At 48.5% G+C, this 15,132-nt stretch carries 12 protein-coding genes and 1 tRNA gene; 5 read left to right on the forward strand and 8 right to left on the reverse strand.

The genetic code is table 11. The features are described 5' to 3' along the window. The first annotated feature begins 32 nt into the window (after nucleotides 1-32). A complete protein-coding gene (locus tag IEX60_RS20200; RefSeq protein ID WP_188753225.1) occupies nucleotides 33-629 on the forward strand; it encodes a DUF502 domain-containing protein in 597 nt (198 codons plus the stop codon). A gap of 4 nt (nucleotides 630-633) precedes the next feature. Here IEX60_RS20200 and IEX60_RS20205 read toward each other — a convergent pair whose 3' ends face one another. The 4 genes from IEX60_RS20205 to IEX60_RS20220 are packed head-to-tail and all read right to left on the reverse strand — an operon-like array spanning nucleotide 634 to nucleotide 5,255. Continuing rightward, complete coding sequence (locus IEX60_RS20205) at nucleotides 634-1,626, reverse strand: LLM class flavin-dependent oxidoreductase (protein ID WP_188753226.1); 993 nt, start codon at nucleotides 1,624-1,626, stop codon at nucleotides 634-636. A 43-nt stretch (nucleotides 1,627-1,669) separates the two neighbouring features. Beyond that, nucleotides 1,670-2,848, reverse strand: a complete 1,179-nt coding sequence (locus IEX60_RS20210; RefSeq protein ID WP_188753227.1) for a THUMP-like domain-containing protein — start codon at nucleotides 2,846-2,848, stop codon at nucleotides 1,670-1,672. 5 nt (nucleotides 2,849-2,853) lie between these two features. Then, nucleotides 2,854-4,065, reverse strand: a complete 1,212-nt coding sequence (locus tag IEX60_RS20215; protein WP_188753228.1) for a polysaccharide pyruvyl transferase family protein — start codon at nucleotides 4,063-4,065, stop codon at nucleotides 2,854-2,856. Nucleotides 4,066-4,076: 11 nt separating this feature from the next. Then, nucleotides 4,077-5,255 (reverse strand): cysteine desulfurase family protein, encoded by a 1,179-nt coding sequence (locus IEX60_RS20220; protein WP_188753229.1) that lies wholly within the window; start codon nucleotides 5,253-5,255, stop codon nucleotides 4,077-4,079. Nucleotides 5,256-5,330: 75 nt separating this feature from the next. On the opposite strand from IEX60_RS20220, the gene IEX60_RS20225 reads away from it, so the two are divergent. From IEX60_RS20225 to IEX60_RS20240, 4 genes are all read left to right on the forward strand, one after another. Further along, nucleotides 5,331-5,747, forward strand: coding sequence for an OsmC family protein (locus IEX60_RS20225; RefSeq protein WP_188753230.1), 417 nt, complete (start codon nucleotides 5,331-5,333; stop codon nucleotides 5,745-5,747). Nucleotides 5,748-5,829: 82 nt separating this feature from the next. Then, a tRNA-Thr gene (locus tag IEX60_RS20230) sits at nucleotides 5,830-5,902 on the forward strand. Nucleotides 5,903-6,340: 438 nt separating this feature from the next. After that, a complete protein-coding gene (locus IEX60_RS20235; RefSeq protein ID WP_188753231.1) occupies nucleotides 6,341-9,466 on the forward strand; it encodes a SusC/RagA family TonB-linked outer membrane protein in 3,126 nt (1,041 codons plus the stop codon). A 21-nt stretch (nucleotides 9,467-9,487) separates the two neighbouring features. After that, entirely contained in the window at nucleotides 9,488-11,065 is a 1,578-nt protein-coding gene (locus IEX60_RS20240; protein WP_188753232.1) for a RagB/SusD family nutrient uptake outer membrane protein, read from the forward strand. A gap of 132 nt (nucleotides 11,066-11,197) precedes the next feature. On the opposite strand, the gene ku is transcribed toward IEX60_RS20240, so the two are convergent. From ku to IEX60_RS20260, 4 genes are all read right to left on the reverse strand, one after another. Continuing rightward, nucleotides 11,198-11,953: a non-homologous end joining protein Ku gene (ku, locus tag IEX60_RS20245; RefSeq protein ID WP_188753233.1), complete on the reverse strand. Its 756-nt coding sequence runs from the start codon at nucleotides 11,951-11,953 to the stop codon at nucleotides 11,198-11,200. Between the two features lie 66 nt (nucleotides 11,954-12,019). Beyond that, complete coding sequence (locus tag IEX60_RS20250) at nucleotides 12,020-12,931, reverse strand: sugar phosphate isomerase/epimerase family protein (protein WP_188753234.1); 912 nt, start codon at nucleotides 12,929-12,931, stop codon at nucleotides 12,020-12,022. 55 nt (nucleotides 12,932-12,986) lie between these two features. Then, entirely contained in the window at nucleotides 12,987-13,715 is a 729-nt protein-coding gene (locus IEX60_RS20255; RefSeq protein ID WP_188753235.1) for a (Fe-S)-binding protein, read from the reverse strand. Nucleotides 13,716-13,789: 74 nt separating this feature from the next. Further along, entirely contained in the window at nucleotides 13,790-15,091 is a 1,302-nt protein-coding gene (locus tag IEX60_RS20260; protein WP_188753236.1) for an MFS transporter, read from the reverse strand. Nucleotides 15,092-15,132 lie beyond the last annotated feature (41 nt).

Consider the following 15,132-nt stretch of genomic DNA (forward strand, 5'->3'; position numbering starts at 1 on the left):
AGGTTAGAAGTACGAGAAGAAAATTTACAACAATGAAGAACAAAACAATACGGCTATTTTTTAATTATTTAATCAAGGGCACATTGGTGGTGCTTCCGTTAGCGGGAGCGTTGTTTTTGATCGTCTGGATCGTGGCGAGTATCGACTCGGCGCTCAACTTAAGCGGCTGGTTCTGGGAAGACGAAGCCGGACGGCCGCTCTATGTACCGGGTTTGGGGATACTGACCGTTATTGTTGTGCTCGTTGTTGTGGGGATGATATTCACCAATGTCGTCACGGAACCCATAATCGCCTGGTTCAACAACCTCATTAACCGGATTCCCCTGTTCAATACCCTGTATTCGTCTATCAAGGATTTTACGGAAGCATTTGTGGGCGACGCCAAGAAGTTCAACGAACCGGTACTGGTGGAGGTGAATGAAACCGGATTGAAAAAAATCGGCTTTCTGACGCAGCACGATCTTCATAAAATCGGTCTTAGCGGCGAGGTGGTCGTATATTTTCCGTATTCCTATTCGTTTGCCGGACAGGTGGTCATTGTTAAAACCGAACGTGTAAAACCACTGAATATGAGTGCCACGGATGCCATGAAACTTGTCGTATCCGGCGGTGTGAGCGGCCTGGAATAACGGACTAAGACAGTACTTCTTTCAGAATCCGGTACGATTTCAGTCTCGCTCCCTGATCGTATATGTTGCCGGTGGTCATCAGCTCGTCGATGCCGGTTTCAGCCACGAAGCGGGAAAGCTGCGATGCCAATGAATCGGGGCTTCCGATGAATGTACAGGCGGTCATCTGCTTGACAGCATTTTCCACATCCGGCGACCAGTAGGGATCCATGGATGGTACCGGTGGCTGTAACGGTCTGCGCGTATTGGTCACAATCCCCAGGAACATGCGGTACATGCTGGTAGCCAACCGATGGGCCTCTTCGTCCGTATCGGCAGCGATCACGTTTACACAGGTGAGTACATACGGGATACTTAGTTGTGCCGATGGCTTGAAATGCTCACGGTACAAGGCGATGGCCGTGCGGAACTGCGTCGGGGCAAAATGTGCAGCAAATGCATAAGGCAAGCCCATCTCCGCGGCCAGGTAGGCACTGTCGGTACTTGAGCCCAATACCCAGATTGGAATGTCCAGCCCCTCTCCCGGAAATGCCCGCACCCGTCCGTCGCTGTTATCGTTGCTGAAATACTGCTGCAGTTCCCGGATGTCTGAGGGAAAATGATATGCCGTATTCAGGTTATTGCGGCGGAGGGCCATGGCGGTCAGCTGGTCGGTGCCCGGCGCGCGGCCCAGTCCGAGGTCAATACGCCCCGGGTACAGGGTCTCCAACGTACCGAACTGCTCGGCAATAGCCAGTGGGGCATGGTTGGGCAACATGATTCCGCCTGATCCAACACGGATGTGCGTTGTGTTACCCGCCACATGCCCGATAAGGACGGAAGTTGCCGAACTGGCAATATATTCCATATTGTGATGCTCGGCGAGCCAGATGCGCTCGTACCCCAGCTGTTCCACGTAACGTGCTACTTCGACCGTGCGCGCGATCGCCGTGGCGGCATCGCCGCCTTCAATCACCACGGAGAGATCCAGTGCAGAAAGTTTGAGTTGTTTAGCCATGTTTGCAAAGTACCGCATTGTACCTGCCGTACGCAAGGCAGCTTTAGCATTTTGATGCAAAGATGACCAAAAGCCGGTCTTTACCTCCCGTGCAGAAAAACAAATGCATGTCGCCGCTGTCATGGATCTTATGGCGCTGATGCAATGCATTCACATTCACCGGAAAGTTGCGGGTACTGATCGTTGCGTAAACGGGGTCTTTACTTTTCTTAAAATCAGCATACTGAACCACGTTGCGTACGCGATAGGTTTTGCCGATGAAATCGGGTATCCGTTGGGTCGATGTGTAGAGATGGGTGTGGGTGTGCAGTTTATGAATTCCGTAATGCTGCGAGATGAATTTAAAAGCACCTGCTTTCAGAAAGGCCGCATCGGGTTCATAGAGGTATTCCTCCGGATCGCCGAACCGGGCAACCGCTGTTTTCTCGGCGTCCGCATCAAATGCAAGCTTAGCGGTCTTCCCTCCTAGTGCAGCAACGACCATACGGGGGGTATCCTGGTATCCACGTATACGGATAAACAGTAACTCCTTGCATTCGTTATCAACACTGACAATATGAATTTCGCTGACCCCGTGAAGCCGCTCCAACGCGGCTGAGATATCAAGCAATGGTGCACATTTGATGAGGTTCTTTTTCGCCTTTTCCAGCAGCCAATTTTGTACTTCCACCACATCCGGCTCGCAATCTTCCAGCCGGAAGACTTTGCGGTGTCCTACCCGCCGCGACGGATCCAGGTAAATGCAGTCAAACGTATCAACGGCCTGACTTTGCAGATATGCTAAGCCATCCGTTACCCTGAAATCGATGTTGTGTACGCCCAATTGAAAAGCATTATGCCGGGCAATTTGCGAAAGTTCCCCGTTTGTTTCGCAATGGACCACCGCTTCTGCCCTGCCGGCAAAAAAGAGGGAGTCCACCCCCATCCCTCCCGTGAGGTCTGCTACGCGTGTTCCGGGAGAAATAAGGCTGGCCTTATAATCGGCCGTAACCTGTGACGATGCTTGTTCCACAGAACGCTTTTCCGGATAATAGATACCGGGAGTTTCATACCAGCGCGGCAGTTTTTTCCGGCACCGCTGGCGGGAGTCCAGTTGCTGAGCAAGTTCAAACGCAGACACGTCCGGAAAAGGACTCTTCTGCAGGGCTATCTCCGTAGGTGCGGCCGCCTCACGCTCACGCAGGTAATGCTGTACTTCTGGTGTCAGGATGTTCGGGTTCATATGCGTTACCGATCCTCATGCAGCACCAATTGTGCAATGTTTGAAAACGAAGCTTCGGCGGCCTTGATCTGTTGCATCTGTAACCGTTCCAGCAGTGCCACGTCAACCCCAATAGCCTCCTCGAATCCCCGGTATAACCCGTCCAACGTCACCGTACGGTTTATACCGGCCACGCCCCATGTTTGCAGGTAACTGTTGAGTTTAGGCACGACCACCCCTACATAGGGCACGGCGTAACTCATGGCCGTAATCGCGCCGTGGAGACTTGTGCCCATGTATGCCTTTGCATGGGAAATCAAACACATGATGTCCCAGATACTGACTTCCTCAAATACGGTACTTGGATGTTTCAGCAACGGAGCGATGCGTCGCAGGGCCAGGTGATCATCGTGATTGAGCGCCTTCCCGATGGGGCAAAGACAGAGGCGAACATCGGGATAATGCGCGGCAATGGCATCCAGTTGTTCAGCAATACGCGCTTCGTTCGTTTTGGCGTGGTTGTTTTTGATCTGAAAAAATAAGTAATTTCCCTGATTTTTGTGCACATAGTCCGCAATGGGCGGGGAAATCCGGTTGATAAGTACAGAACGCGGATAGAATTTAGACATCAGGATAGCCGAATCGGGGTACAGCACGGTTTCTACATCCTGGGCTTTTAAGTTATTTTGTGTAGCCTCATCCCTGACGGCAAAATAGTCTACCTGACGCAACCGATCACGCAGACGCGGATAGCGGTCAAAGATCGCAGGATTCAATTCCGAGCCACCAAGGGAATTGAAAACCACATGGTCCACACCCTTGAAATCCGAACGGGTAAACACAAACGGCAGCTCCGTCTGCCCGTGCAAAATCCTTTTGGCCAATGCATTGAGATCAAACACCTTATTTAGGCGGTCGTGAAAACGCCGCGTGCGCTTAAATGTTTTGTTGAGCGACAAAAGCAACGAGCTCCACGTAACCGCCACTGCCTCGCCCCCGGCCACAATGATGCTTGTATGCCCCGAATGCCGGTTGCATTCGTTATAAAAGTCGCGGATATCTTTCGTAGGCTTCCCTCCCAATGCCCGGAGGTCGCTGCTGACAATGCCGAAATAAGACGCGTCAAAAGGCTTGCCGTACGTATTGAGCTGCTCCTCGATAACCAGGGGAAATAATAGATCGCCGTAATTGAAACGGTCGAATGCACCGATAATTAAGATATTGTTTTTAGCTGCCAAAAGGATATTGTTTATTCATTATTGTGTAATTGCCAAATGGGCGAAGATGCCCGCAGGCTGTTTACCGTTTCGGTCACTTCACAGATACAGGTTCGGATGTCTTCATCGGTCGTGAATCTTCCTAAGCTGAAACGGACGGAAGCGTGTGCGTCCGCATCTGACAGCCCCATGGCCTTCAACACATGGGACGGATCCCGTGTACCGCTTACGCACGCCGATCCGGAAGATAGCGCGATATCCGGAACCCCCACCATCAGTTGATCGGCCTTGAGATGCCTGAATGCGATGTTGCTGACATTGGGCAGCCGGGGGCTACCCAGTCCGTTTACAACCGTGGCGGGAAGCCTGGTTAACCCGCTTTCCAGTTTATCCCGCAACGTTGCCAAACGCAACGATTCCGTATCCATTTCTTTTTGGGCGATGCTGGCCGCTTCCCCCAGCCCGACAATACCGGGTACATTCAGTGTTCCCGCACGGAGTTTATTTTCCTGCCCCCCGCCATGCAGCAGGACGCCGGTCTGTATGCGCTTGTTCCGGCGGCGGATATACAATGCCCCTACCCCTTTGGGGCCATAGAGTTTGTGCGCGCTCAGGCAAAGCAGGTCCACCCCTATTTCCGTAACATTCACCGGAACTTTCCCCACCGATTGGGTTGCATCGCAGAAGAAAAGCACATCACGGCGCATCGTAATCTTCCCAATGTCACGCACGGGATGCAGCACGCCGGTTTCATTATTGGCATGCATCAGCGCCACCAGTACGGTGTCGGGGCGGATAGACGCTTCCAATAATGCCAGATCAAGTGCACCCGAACCGGATACCGGCAAATAGGTAACCTCAGCCCCCTGCTTTTCCAAATAGGCAAAGGTGTCCAGCACCGCTTTGTGTTCAGTCTGGCACGTAATGAAATGCCGGCCTTTGGTTTGATACCGCTCAAAAACGCCTTTCAATACCATGTTGATGGCTTCTGTAGATCCCGATGTAAAGGTAATTTCCTTTTCGGTGGCTCCGATGAGTGACGCCACCTGCCCCCGCGCCTTTTCCACGGCGGCGGCAGCGGCCCGACCGGCCCGATGGGTCACGCTGGATGCATTGGCAAACTGCGTGGTCAAATAAGGCATCATCGCCTCCAGTACCCGCGGATCGAGGGGTGTCGTCGCATTGTTATCGAGGTATATGAGCCTATCCATGCTGCGAATTTATAAACAATTTTAGGGTAACAGTTGTTCTATCATCGTAAACTTTATAGAAAACAACGAATCCAGATGAAATTCACAAGAAAAGCAAATGCCAATTGGCAGGGCACCGGAAAGGACGGAAAAGGCAGCGTATCTACCCAAAGCAAGACGTTAGATCATACCCAGTATTCCTATAAAACCCGGTTTGAGGATGGTGTGGGAACAAATCCCGAGGAACTGATCGGTGCCGCCCATGCCGGTTGTTTCACCATGCAGCTCAGCTTCCTGCTCAGCGAAAAAGGATATACGCCCACTAACCTCGATACCGAGGCTAGCGTAACTTTTGAAGACGGCAGCATCACCGCGGTACACCTGAACCTCAAAGGCGACGTACCGGGTATTTCAGAATCCGAATTTAGCGAAATCGCACAGAAAGCCAAAGAAATCTGCCCGATTTCCAAATTACTGGACACCCAGATCGAACTGAATGCGGTTTTGGCTTAGCTGCTGAGAAAAAATCTAGTATACGACCTATTGCGGATAAAAAGGAATTTATCTAAGTTTGCCTCCGTAAAAAATCTCAGTAGCCGACGTAGCTCAGCTGGTAGAGCAACGCATTCGTAATGCGTAGGTCGTAGGTTCGAATCCCATCGTCGGCTCGCTCTTCAAAAAGCGAAAAAAGGTGTGTCAAATCCGGCACACCTTTTTTTTATGAATTACCCCAGCAGACACAAATTAACCCTAAAATAACACAGCATTTCTCTGCCGTTAGCTTCTGATTTCCAAACAGAAGGATCAAGATCTATTAAATTTTTCATCTTTTTTTATTTTTTTAATAAGTTATTTCTATTTTTATCATTTATTAAAATGTACACGTATCCTATTGACGATCAATATAAAAAACAATTTAATCACAAAAAAAAGCGAATTATATGAGAAAATAAAAACACACATCCACAGAAAACACACATTTTAAACACACACACATTTCACAAAATGGTCCTTTGAAGACTAACTAAAACGCTTTAGTAAGGCACCCAATTAAGATCAATATTTTGATCGTAAACTTTTATGAACAAATTAAAACCAACTAACGTATGAGACGCATGACGTTTATCAGTAGCATGGCTATGCTCACCACTATTGGCGGATTGCTATGTGGCAACGGAGCAATGGCTTCTTCTCTCCACGTGACGACTGCAAAAGACAGTCACACCACGGCCAATCAACAACAAACCATAACGGGTATCGTGACCAGCGGAACCGACCAAAGCCGCTTACCCGGTGTATCAGTTATAGTAAAGGGCACCCAAAAGGGGGTTACCACCAATGAACAGGGGCAGTATACCATTGAAGCCGAGGCTGGCGACATTTTGGTGTACAGCTTTATCGGATACATCTCCACAGAACAAGTAGTAGGCAACCAACATCAAATAGATGTGGTGCTGCAAGAAAGCGCTCAAGATCTAGATGAAGTAGTAGTAGTTGGTTACGGTACGATGCGCAAATCAGACGTAACGGGCTCTATCTCCATCGCCAAAGGCGAAGACATGATCAAGGCGCAGAACTTCAGCGCATTGGACAACCTGAGGGGCAAAGCTTCCGGGGTAAACATCTTCTCCAACTCCAGTCAGCCGGGCGCTTACGCAAACCGTGTGGTCATTCGCGGTACCGCCACTATCAATTCTTCATCCAACCCATTATACGTGGTAGATGGGGTGGTGATGGAAGATTTCCAGTTAATAAACCCGAATGACATCGAACGCATCGAAGTATTGAAAGACGCCTCATCGGCCGCCATATATGGTGCGCGCGGTGCAAACGGCGTAATCCTGGTCACTACCAAACGGGGCAGTAAGGATGGACGGAAAACAATCAGTTACCAAGGTTCCGTCGGCTTTAGTTCTCCGCAACGACTGATGAAAGTGCTTGATGCAAATCAGTGGGTGGAAGCATTTATGACGGGTCTGGAAAATGAGAACACCTACCAAGGTAAATCCTGGTCGCTGAATAAAACGGACTGGTTTAATGATCCTACTTATTTTGATAGCAACGGCAATCCGTTGTACAACACCAATTGGCAGGAAGAAGCAACCCGTACTGCAGCATCACACAATCATCAGCTGAATATCCAGCAAGGTGATGAAAAATCCTCTACCGGAGCCTTTTTAAACTATACCGATCAACAAGGAATTGTCAACAACACGTTCAGCAAGCGGATCAATGGTAAATTGGCCTATGATTCCAAACCCCTGGATTGGCTATCTACCAGTGTAAACCTATTGGTAAACCACGCCTGGGGTCGCTATACACCGGAAGACGGTGGTGGTCAGGATGCTAGAAGAACCATGATCGAAATGCTGCCCTGGCTTCCGATCTATCAACCGGATGGCCAATACACATCCTCTTCGTCTTCATCGATAACCGACGTTCTCGGGTTCGAGGGTATGTCTAACCCGGTTGCCATCCTCGACAAACAAAAACGCATGCGTTACAATACGCAGATTTTTGGTAATGCGGCATTGACATTCCACCTGGCAGACGGACTGGACCTGAAAACCCAATTCGGTGTTGATAACCACCGGAAAGACTACAAAGGTTATTCTTCCATTATATTGAACAACATCTCCAGACCGAATGGTTGGGCTGAGATTCAGCACACAAATACGTTTTACTGGCAGGAAGAAACTTACCTGACCTACAATAAGACTTTCGACAGACACCGCATCAATGCGATGGCCGGACTTTCTTGGCAGGAACGCACCTATGAATACGATGCCTCGCGCACCGAAGGATTCACGGATGATTTCTACGAGTGGAATAACATGGGGGTCGGCAGAACGCCTTCGTCTCCCTCATCTAGCTGGAACCAGTGGCGGATGAATTCCTATTTCCTGCGCGCCGCGTATTCCTACAATGACAGGTATTCATTGACCGTTACCGGACGTTACGATGGTTCGTCCAAATTCGGCGCAAACAACAAATACGCCTTTTTCCCATCGGCTGGTCTGGCATGGAATGTTTCTAACGAGGACTTTATGCAAGACAACACCTTTATCAGCAATTTGAAATTGCATACCAGCTATGGTTTGACCGGTAATTCTGAAATCGATCCTTATTCAGCACTTGCAAATGTGACCGCCGGCACGTATCTGCTGGATGGTACACGCGCCCCTTACTCCTACCTTGGTACCATGTCCAACCCAGACCTGAAATGGGAAAAGACAGGAACGTATGATGTCGGCGTAGAATTGGGTATTCTGCAAAACCGACTGAACTTTGACGTATCGTATTATAACCGGACAACAACCGATCTGTTGCTTGGCGCACCGCTGCCAAACTCCACTGGCTTCTCTTCCGTCATGAAAAACATCGGATCGGTACGGAACCAGGGGGTGGATATTATGGTAACTGCCAGCCCTGTTTCAACAACCGATTTCAACTGGGATATCACCCTAAATGGGAACTACAATAAAAACGAAGTGCTGAAATTGGGTGATAACAACGAAGATATTCCCCAAAACAGTTGGGTAGGCGGACCAAACAGCATTATCCGCGTAGGCGAGAACCTGAACAGCTTCTACGGTTACGAACGCTATGGTGTCTATACCATCGAAGACTATGAGGCCGGAGATGCCACATTAGCCCAGGTGGGAAGAGCCAAGCGTTCAACCACGCAGCAGGTACTAGGCAAGGGAATGCCAGACTGGACCGGAAGTTTCATCAATGCCCTCAACTACAAAAACTTTGACCTGACCGTCGACCTGCAGTTTGTATACGGGGTAGAAACCATGCAACAATTCTTCCACTCCACTTACGACCGGTTCGGTATCACGAATGGCCTGGAAACCATCCTGACCGATGCATACAACGGCTCTAATCCCAATACCATGCAGCAAGCCATTTACCTCACCAACAATGGCCATGCGGGCCAGGACACCAACGTAGACTCCCAGTGGGTCACTGACGGTTCTTACCTGCGTTTCAATGTAATCCAATTGGGCTATACTTTTGAATCTAGCTTGTGTAAAAGATTAGGCATTTCCGCACTGAGGGTTTACGCGAATGCCAACAATCCCTGGTTAATTACATCCAAAGATTTTCAGGGTTACGACCCCGAAGGCACCTCGCTCGGAGACAGCAATAAATTCGGACAGAACATGGTTTTCTTCTCCTACCCGAGAGCGAAATCATTTATGTTTGGGATGAATATTACTTTGTAATCAATAAAGAGAAACGTTATTATGAAAACTAAAAATATAGCAATTGCTTTACTGAGCAGCACGTTTATCTTCGGCTCCTGTGAAAGCTTCTTAGACGAAGCACCCAGATCTGCCGTTACGTCGGTTGCCTACTACCAAAATGAAGCACAGGCGCAGGGACAGGTTAATTCGTTATACCGGATGGGCGCTCCATTGCGCTACGCATCGGCAGGAAGTGCCTACTTGGGGCCAAATGCCTCGATCAACAGTATGCTGACGGGATATTTCACCAACAGCTACGAGGGGCAGGAATTGGTCTGCTTGTATTCAAGGGAACTGACCCGCCAAAATAACACACGTATCGTTTCCAATACAATGAACGGTATTTGGAATGAATGTTACAGGGCTATCAACATCGCCAACGCTGCGATCAAATACATCCCTGCGATTGAAATGGATGCGACCCTGCAAGCGAAGCTAGTTGGAGAAGCGAAATTCTTCCGTGCTTACAACTATTTCTATCTTGTGAAAACATTCGGCGATGTGCCGCTGTCTACCGAACCGTATGAGGCACCGTCAGACGACCTGTATCTGACACGCACAAGTGTGGCTGACGTTTATGGGCTGATAGAATCTGACTTAAAAGCAGCGGTGGATGTGCTGCCCAAAAGCACCTTTGCGAACAACGCACACCGTATCAGTCAATATGTAGCGGCGATGACCCTGGCCAACGTGTACTTGCAACAAGGAAAATTCGGTGACGCGGCAACTTCTGTGAAAATTGTGTTGGATTCACCCCATGGGCTCACAACGAACAGTGATCTGGCCCTAAACAGTGCCTATAACAAGCTGCGTAAAACAGACGATCTGGACGAATCGATTTATGCGTATGAATACGATGGAACAATCAGCAACAGCGGTTGGTGGCCAACCTACGCATTCAGTTCCTCAGCGACTTCTGTGTTTTCAAGTTACTCCATCTTTGAACGCGTATATGGTCCTACAAATCGCTTTTTGAATGTATATAAATCAGATGATTTGCGGATACAACCCAACCAGTTTTTCCACTGGAAATATACCAACCCCAACAACGGAGCAACGTGGACGTCCGAACAAGCCGGTATCTGGTATTATTTTGACGAGGATGCCGTACTGAACAGCGGAAGGGGTACCAAAGACTGGAACCTGTACCGTTATGCAGAAGCACTGTTGATTGCCGCAGAATCCATCGCCCGTTCATCCGGGGTGAACGCAGAAGCAGCGGGATATTTGGCACAAATCAAAGCACGGGCAGATATTAACGGAAAAACTGCAGCCGCCTATACCGCAGAACTTCAAGGCTTATCGGCCGATAACTTTGTAAAAGAGGTTTGGACGGAACGCTTGCGGGAATTGCCGCTAGAGTTTAAATTGTGGGATGACTGCCTACGCACAGGTATGTTCCCGGTAATCTCTGCCACGGTAAAAGGACAGGTAGACTACCAACCGCTGGTTGGCGCACAAAACGGCTCAGGTGCTACTTTTAAAGAAACCGATTTGCTGTGGCCCATCTCGCTGGATGAATTGCAACGCAATCCGAAATTGACCCAAAATGACGGGTATCAGGACATTGCGCGGTAAGCCCCGGGCATAAAAAAACCGTCCCGAAATACATCGGGACGGCCGCCCCCAATGGGGTTAGGGGGCTATCAACCTAAACCTATTCCTTCTTTAGCAATTCCAATGCCAAAATTTTGGCGATCGGGAATTATCTTAGGCAAGACTTGCTTTCAATTGTTCCAATAAATCTTCGGAAGGAGCCTTACGCGGTTTCATCTTGCGCACGGTTGGTCGTTTCCCTTTTGCTTTCGCACGGATAATTTTCATCAGTTCCTTGCTGTACTCATCGCGGTACGATGTGATATCGAAATCGCTGGAATACCTCTTGATCAGCTGTACAGCCATGTCCATTTCCGGCTTAGCGATCTTGATACGCTGACCGGGCTTGATCTCATCAACAGATCGGATTTCCTCTTCAAACCGTAGGGTATTCAGCAACAGTATGCCTTGATGAGGCCGGATGACAGCAAGACTCTCGGTATTACGCATTACAAAAGTGGATAAACCTGCCATTTTCGTCTTTTCCAGGGCATTCAGCAAGAGTACATATGCCTTTTCCCCTCCTTTTTGCGCCTGTAGGTAATATGGGCTTTCGAAATAAATGCTATCAATATCGGCTTCCTTAACAAACGATTTCAGGTTGATTATTTTTGTCTTTTCCGGACTGGCTTCCTCAAAATCAGCATCGTCAAGTACAATGTAATTGTCATTCAGCATATATCCTTTTACGATTTGATCCCAGGCAACCTCTTTTCCCGTCTTTTCGCTCACCCGTTTGTACCGGATACGCGAATGGTCTTTGCGGTCAAGCATATCAAAATCAGGCCTGCTGTCTGTCGTTGCACTGAATATCCGTATCGGAATATTGACCAGCCCGAAGCCAATGGCTCCTGTCCATATTGCTCTCATTGTCGTACTTTTTGAAAGTACAACAATGAAAGCAGTATAAATGTTGTCAGTTAATTCGGAATAGGGTTAGCTGATCTCTGCGCCGACGCGTTCCAGCAGACGTTTGGTGGCCAGAATGCCTTCCTCCTCGCTGAGTTGCTCTCCCTCGTATTCTATGCCAATATAACCGGTATACCCGGCATCCTTTACGATCTGTAGCATCTTCCGGTAATCGATATTGGATTCGTTACCGTTTTCATCGAAGACATTGCTTTTCGCGCTCACACCTTTTGCCAAAGGCATCAAATCCTTTACCCCCTGATATCGATCGTACTCGTAAAAATTACCAAAGTCGGGTAAACTTCCACAATTTTTCCTACCTACTCCCCGAAGTACAGCACTCAACCAATCGCCGTGAGAAGATATTCCGCCGTGATTTTCTACAATAACACTGATTCCGTAAGACGCTGCAAATTCACTCAGCCGTCCCAGACCATCGATGGCCGCAGCCTTCACTTCTTCGGGGGTACCTTCCCCTGCGGCATTGACACGGATGGCATGGCAACCTAAAAACTTGGCAGCTTCTACCCACTTGTAGTGGTTTTCAACAGCCTCTTTCCGTTCCTTTTCATTCGTGGAACCCAACGGACCTTCGCCGTCAATCATGATTAACACATTTTTAACGCCGTTATCGGTTGCCCGTTGATTCAAATCGGCCAGGTATTTTTTGTCTTTCGCCTTGTCTTTGAAAAATTGATTTACATACTCAACGGCGTAGATGCCGAATTTCTTTGCCGCCGTCTCCGGAAAATCAAGGTTGTCGAGCTTACCGCCGAAGAGCGTCTTGTGCAGCGACCACTCTGCCAACGAAATATTAAAAAATAATTTTCTATTGGTATGGGTTGCAGCAGAGAATGTTGACGTTGCAAATGCAGGAAATACAGACACACTCAATGCGCCTACTCCCAAGTGTTTCAAAAATGATCTTCTATCTGTCATCGTAATCTATTATTAGTTAGTAAATTCAATACCTTCAAATACGGCGGAGTATGGCTTAAATATTTGCCCAGCCATGTGCCAATACATCCGCGAGGTGCATCGTTTTAATCGGTAACTGATGTTTATCGATATATCCCTGAAGGTGCAACAGGCAGGATGAATCAGTGGAAATGATGAAATCAGCTTCCATTTCCAAGGCTTGGTGCACTTTCTGTTCAGCCATGGCGCTGGATATGGCTTCAAATTTTACAGCAAATGTACCGCCAAACCCGCAGCATGTATCGGTATGCTTCATCTCCACCAGCTCAAGACCATCCACTTTGCTTAACAACTGTCTCGGTTCATCCCTGATATGGCATTCGCGCAATGCAGAACAGGAATCGTGATACACCGCACGGCCTTCCAATTCAGCACCAAAGTAATCCTTTTTGAGTACATTCACAAGAAAATCCGAGAGTTCATGGATGTTTCCCTGTATTGCCCGGCAACGGTTATGGACGATTGTATTGGTAAATAAATTGTTGTAGGAATTTTTCACCATCCCCGTACAGGAAGCGGATGGCGACACAATCACCTGATCGTCACCAAAGTCATGCAGAAACTTGTGACCGACCTGTTTTGCTTCGTCCCAGAAACCTGCATTGTAAGCAGGCTGCCCGCAACAGGTCTGCTGCGGATTATAAACGACATTGCACCCAGCTTTTTCCAGCAAACGAACCACGTTGAACGCCGTTTCTGGAAACAACTGATCGATAAAACAAGGGATAAAGAGTTGAACCGTCATGCACAAACCTGATGTGGGAGCAAATTTAAGGTAATCTTCGAAAAATCATGCCGAAATAGCTAAAACTGCCTAAGCTACCGCCGGTTTTTAACCAACGGTAACATTCTTCCCAAAAGAACCAGGCCGATCACGAAAAAGATACCCAGACATAGCGCCGAATAGCGGATATTATTTGTCACCTGCTCAATCAACGCAAAGGAAAAAAGTCCAATCACAATCGCTACTTTCTCTGTGACGTCATAAAAACTAAAGAATGAAGCCGTGTCGGCCTCGTCTACCGGAAGCATTTTCGAATAGGTGGAACGGGAAAGTGACTGTATCCCTCCCATCACTAACCCTACCAGTGCAGCCAGGATGTAAAACTGCACTTCATGGTCAATGTAATAGGCAGAAACACATATCCCGATCCAAATGCAAACCACCAGCATCAATACCCGTACATTCCCGATGTAATTGGCCAGCAACGACATGAGATACGCACCTCCGATGGCGACCAACTGAATAATCAAAATCGTAGCGATCAGCTTGGGAGCTCCCAAGTGCAATACTTTCTCGCCAAACGCGGCGGCAACGATCATAACGGTCTGAACACCCATGGCATAAAAGAAAAATGCCGGCAAAAAACGTTTAATCTCCGGTATTTCCCTCAGCCTGGTCCACACATTGCGCAATTCCGCGAATCCTTTGCGCAGCACATCGTTGGTAACACGCTGCCCGTTCCGCCGGTCTTTTGGCAACTTCGCGAACGGAATCTGTGAAAAGCCAATCCACCAGAGTCCTACGAGCAAAAAAGACAGCCGTGGCGCGAAACTGGGGTCGGTAATGCCGAACCATTCCGGTTTCAGGATAAATACAAAACAAATGATCTGAATGGTGACACAGCCCACATATCCGTAGGCGAACCCCTGTGCGCTCACCCGATCCTGCTGGTCGACCGTGGCGATCTGCGGCAGATATGAATTATTGAATAAGACGCCCCCCACATAGCCCATTGCCGCCAGGGTAAAACAGATGATGCCCCACTCCAACGTTTCCAGCTTAAAGAAAAACAACCCCATGCACGCAATCCCGCCCAGGTAGGTGAACACCATCATAAAAGCCTTCTTATTTCCTTTGAAATCAGCTACCGACGAAAGGATGGGGAGCACCAATGCCATAAACAGATAGGCGAATGAGAGTGCAAAATTCGACAACGCCGTGTTGACAACACTGACTCCGAAGAAGCGTACCTTGTCACCATGCGCTTCTGTATAAGTAATAGCCGTATAGTAAGCCGGAAAAATAGTGGAAGTAATCACAAGATTGTACGCGGAATTTGCCCAGTCGAACATGGCCCATGCGCGTATGGTGGATTTGTGGTTTTTTAGCGTCGACATGTACGTAATTGAAGCAGCTAAGATAGCTAAATCCACGGTTT

It is taken from the genome of Parapedobacter defluvii (assembly GCF_014642075.1).
Taxonomy (GTDB): Bacteria; Bacteroidota; Bacteroidia; order Sphingobacteriales; family Sphingobacteriaceae; genus Parapedobacter; species Parapedobacter defluvii.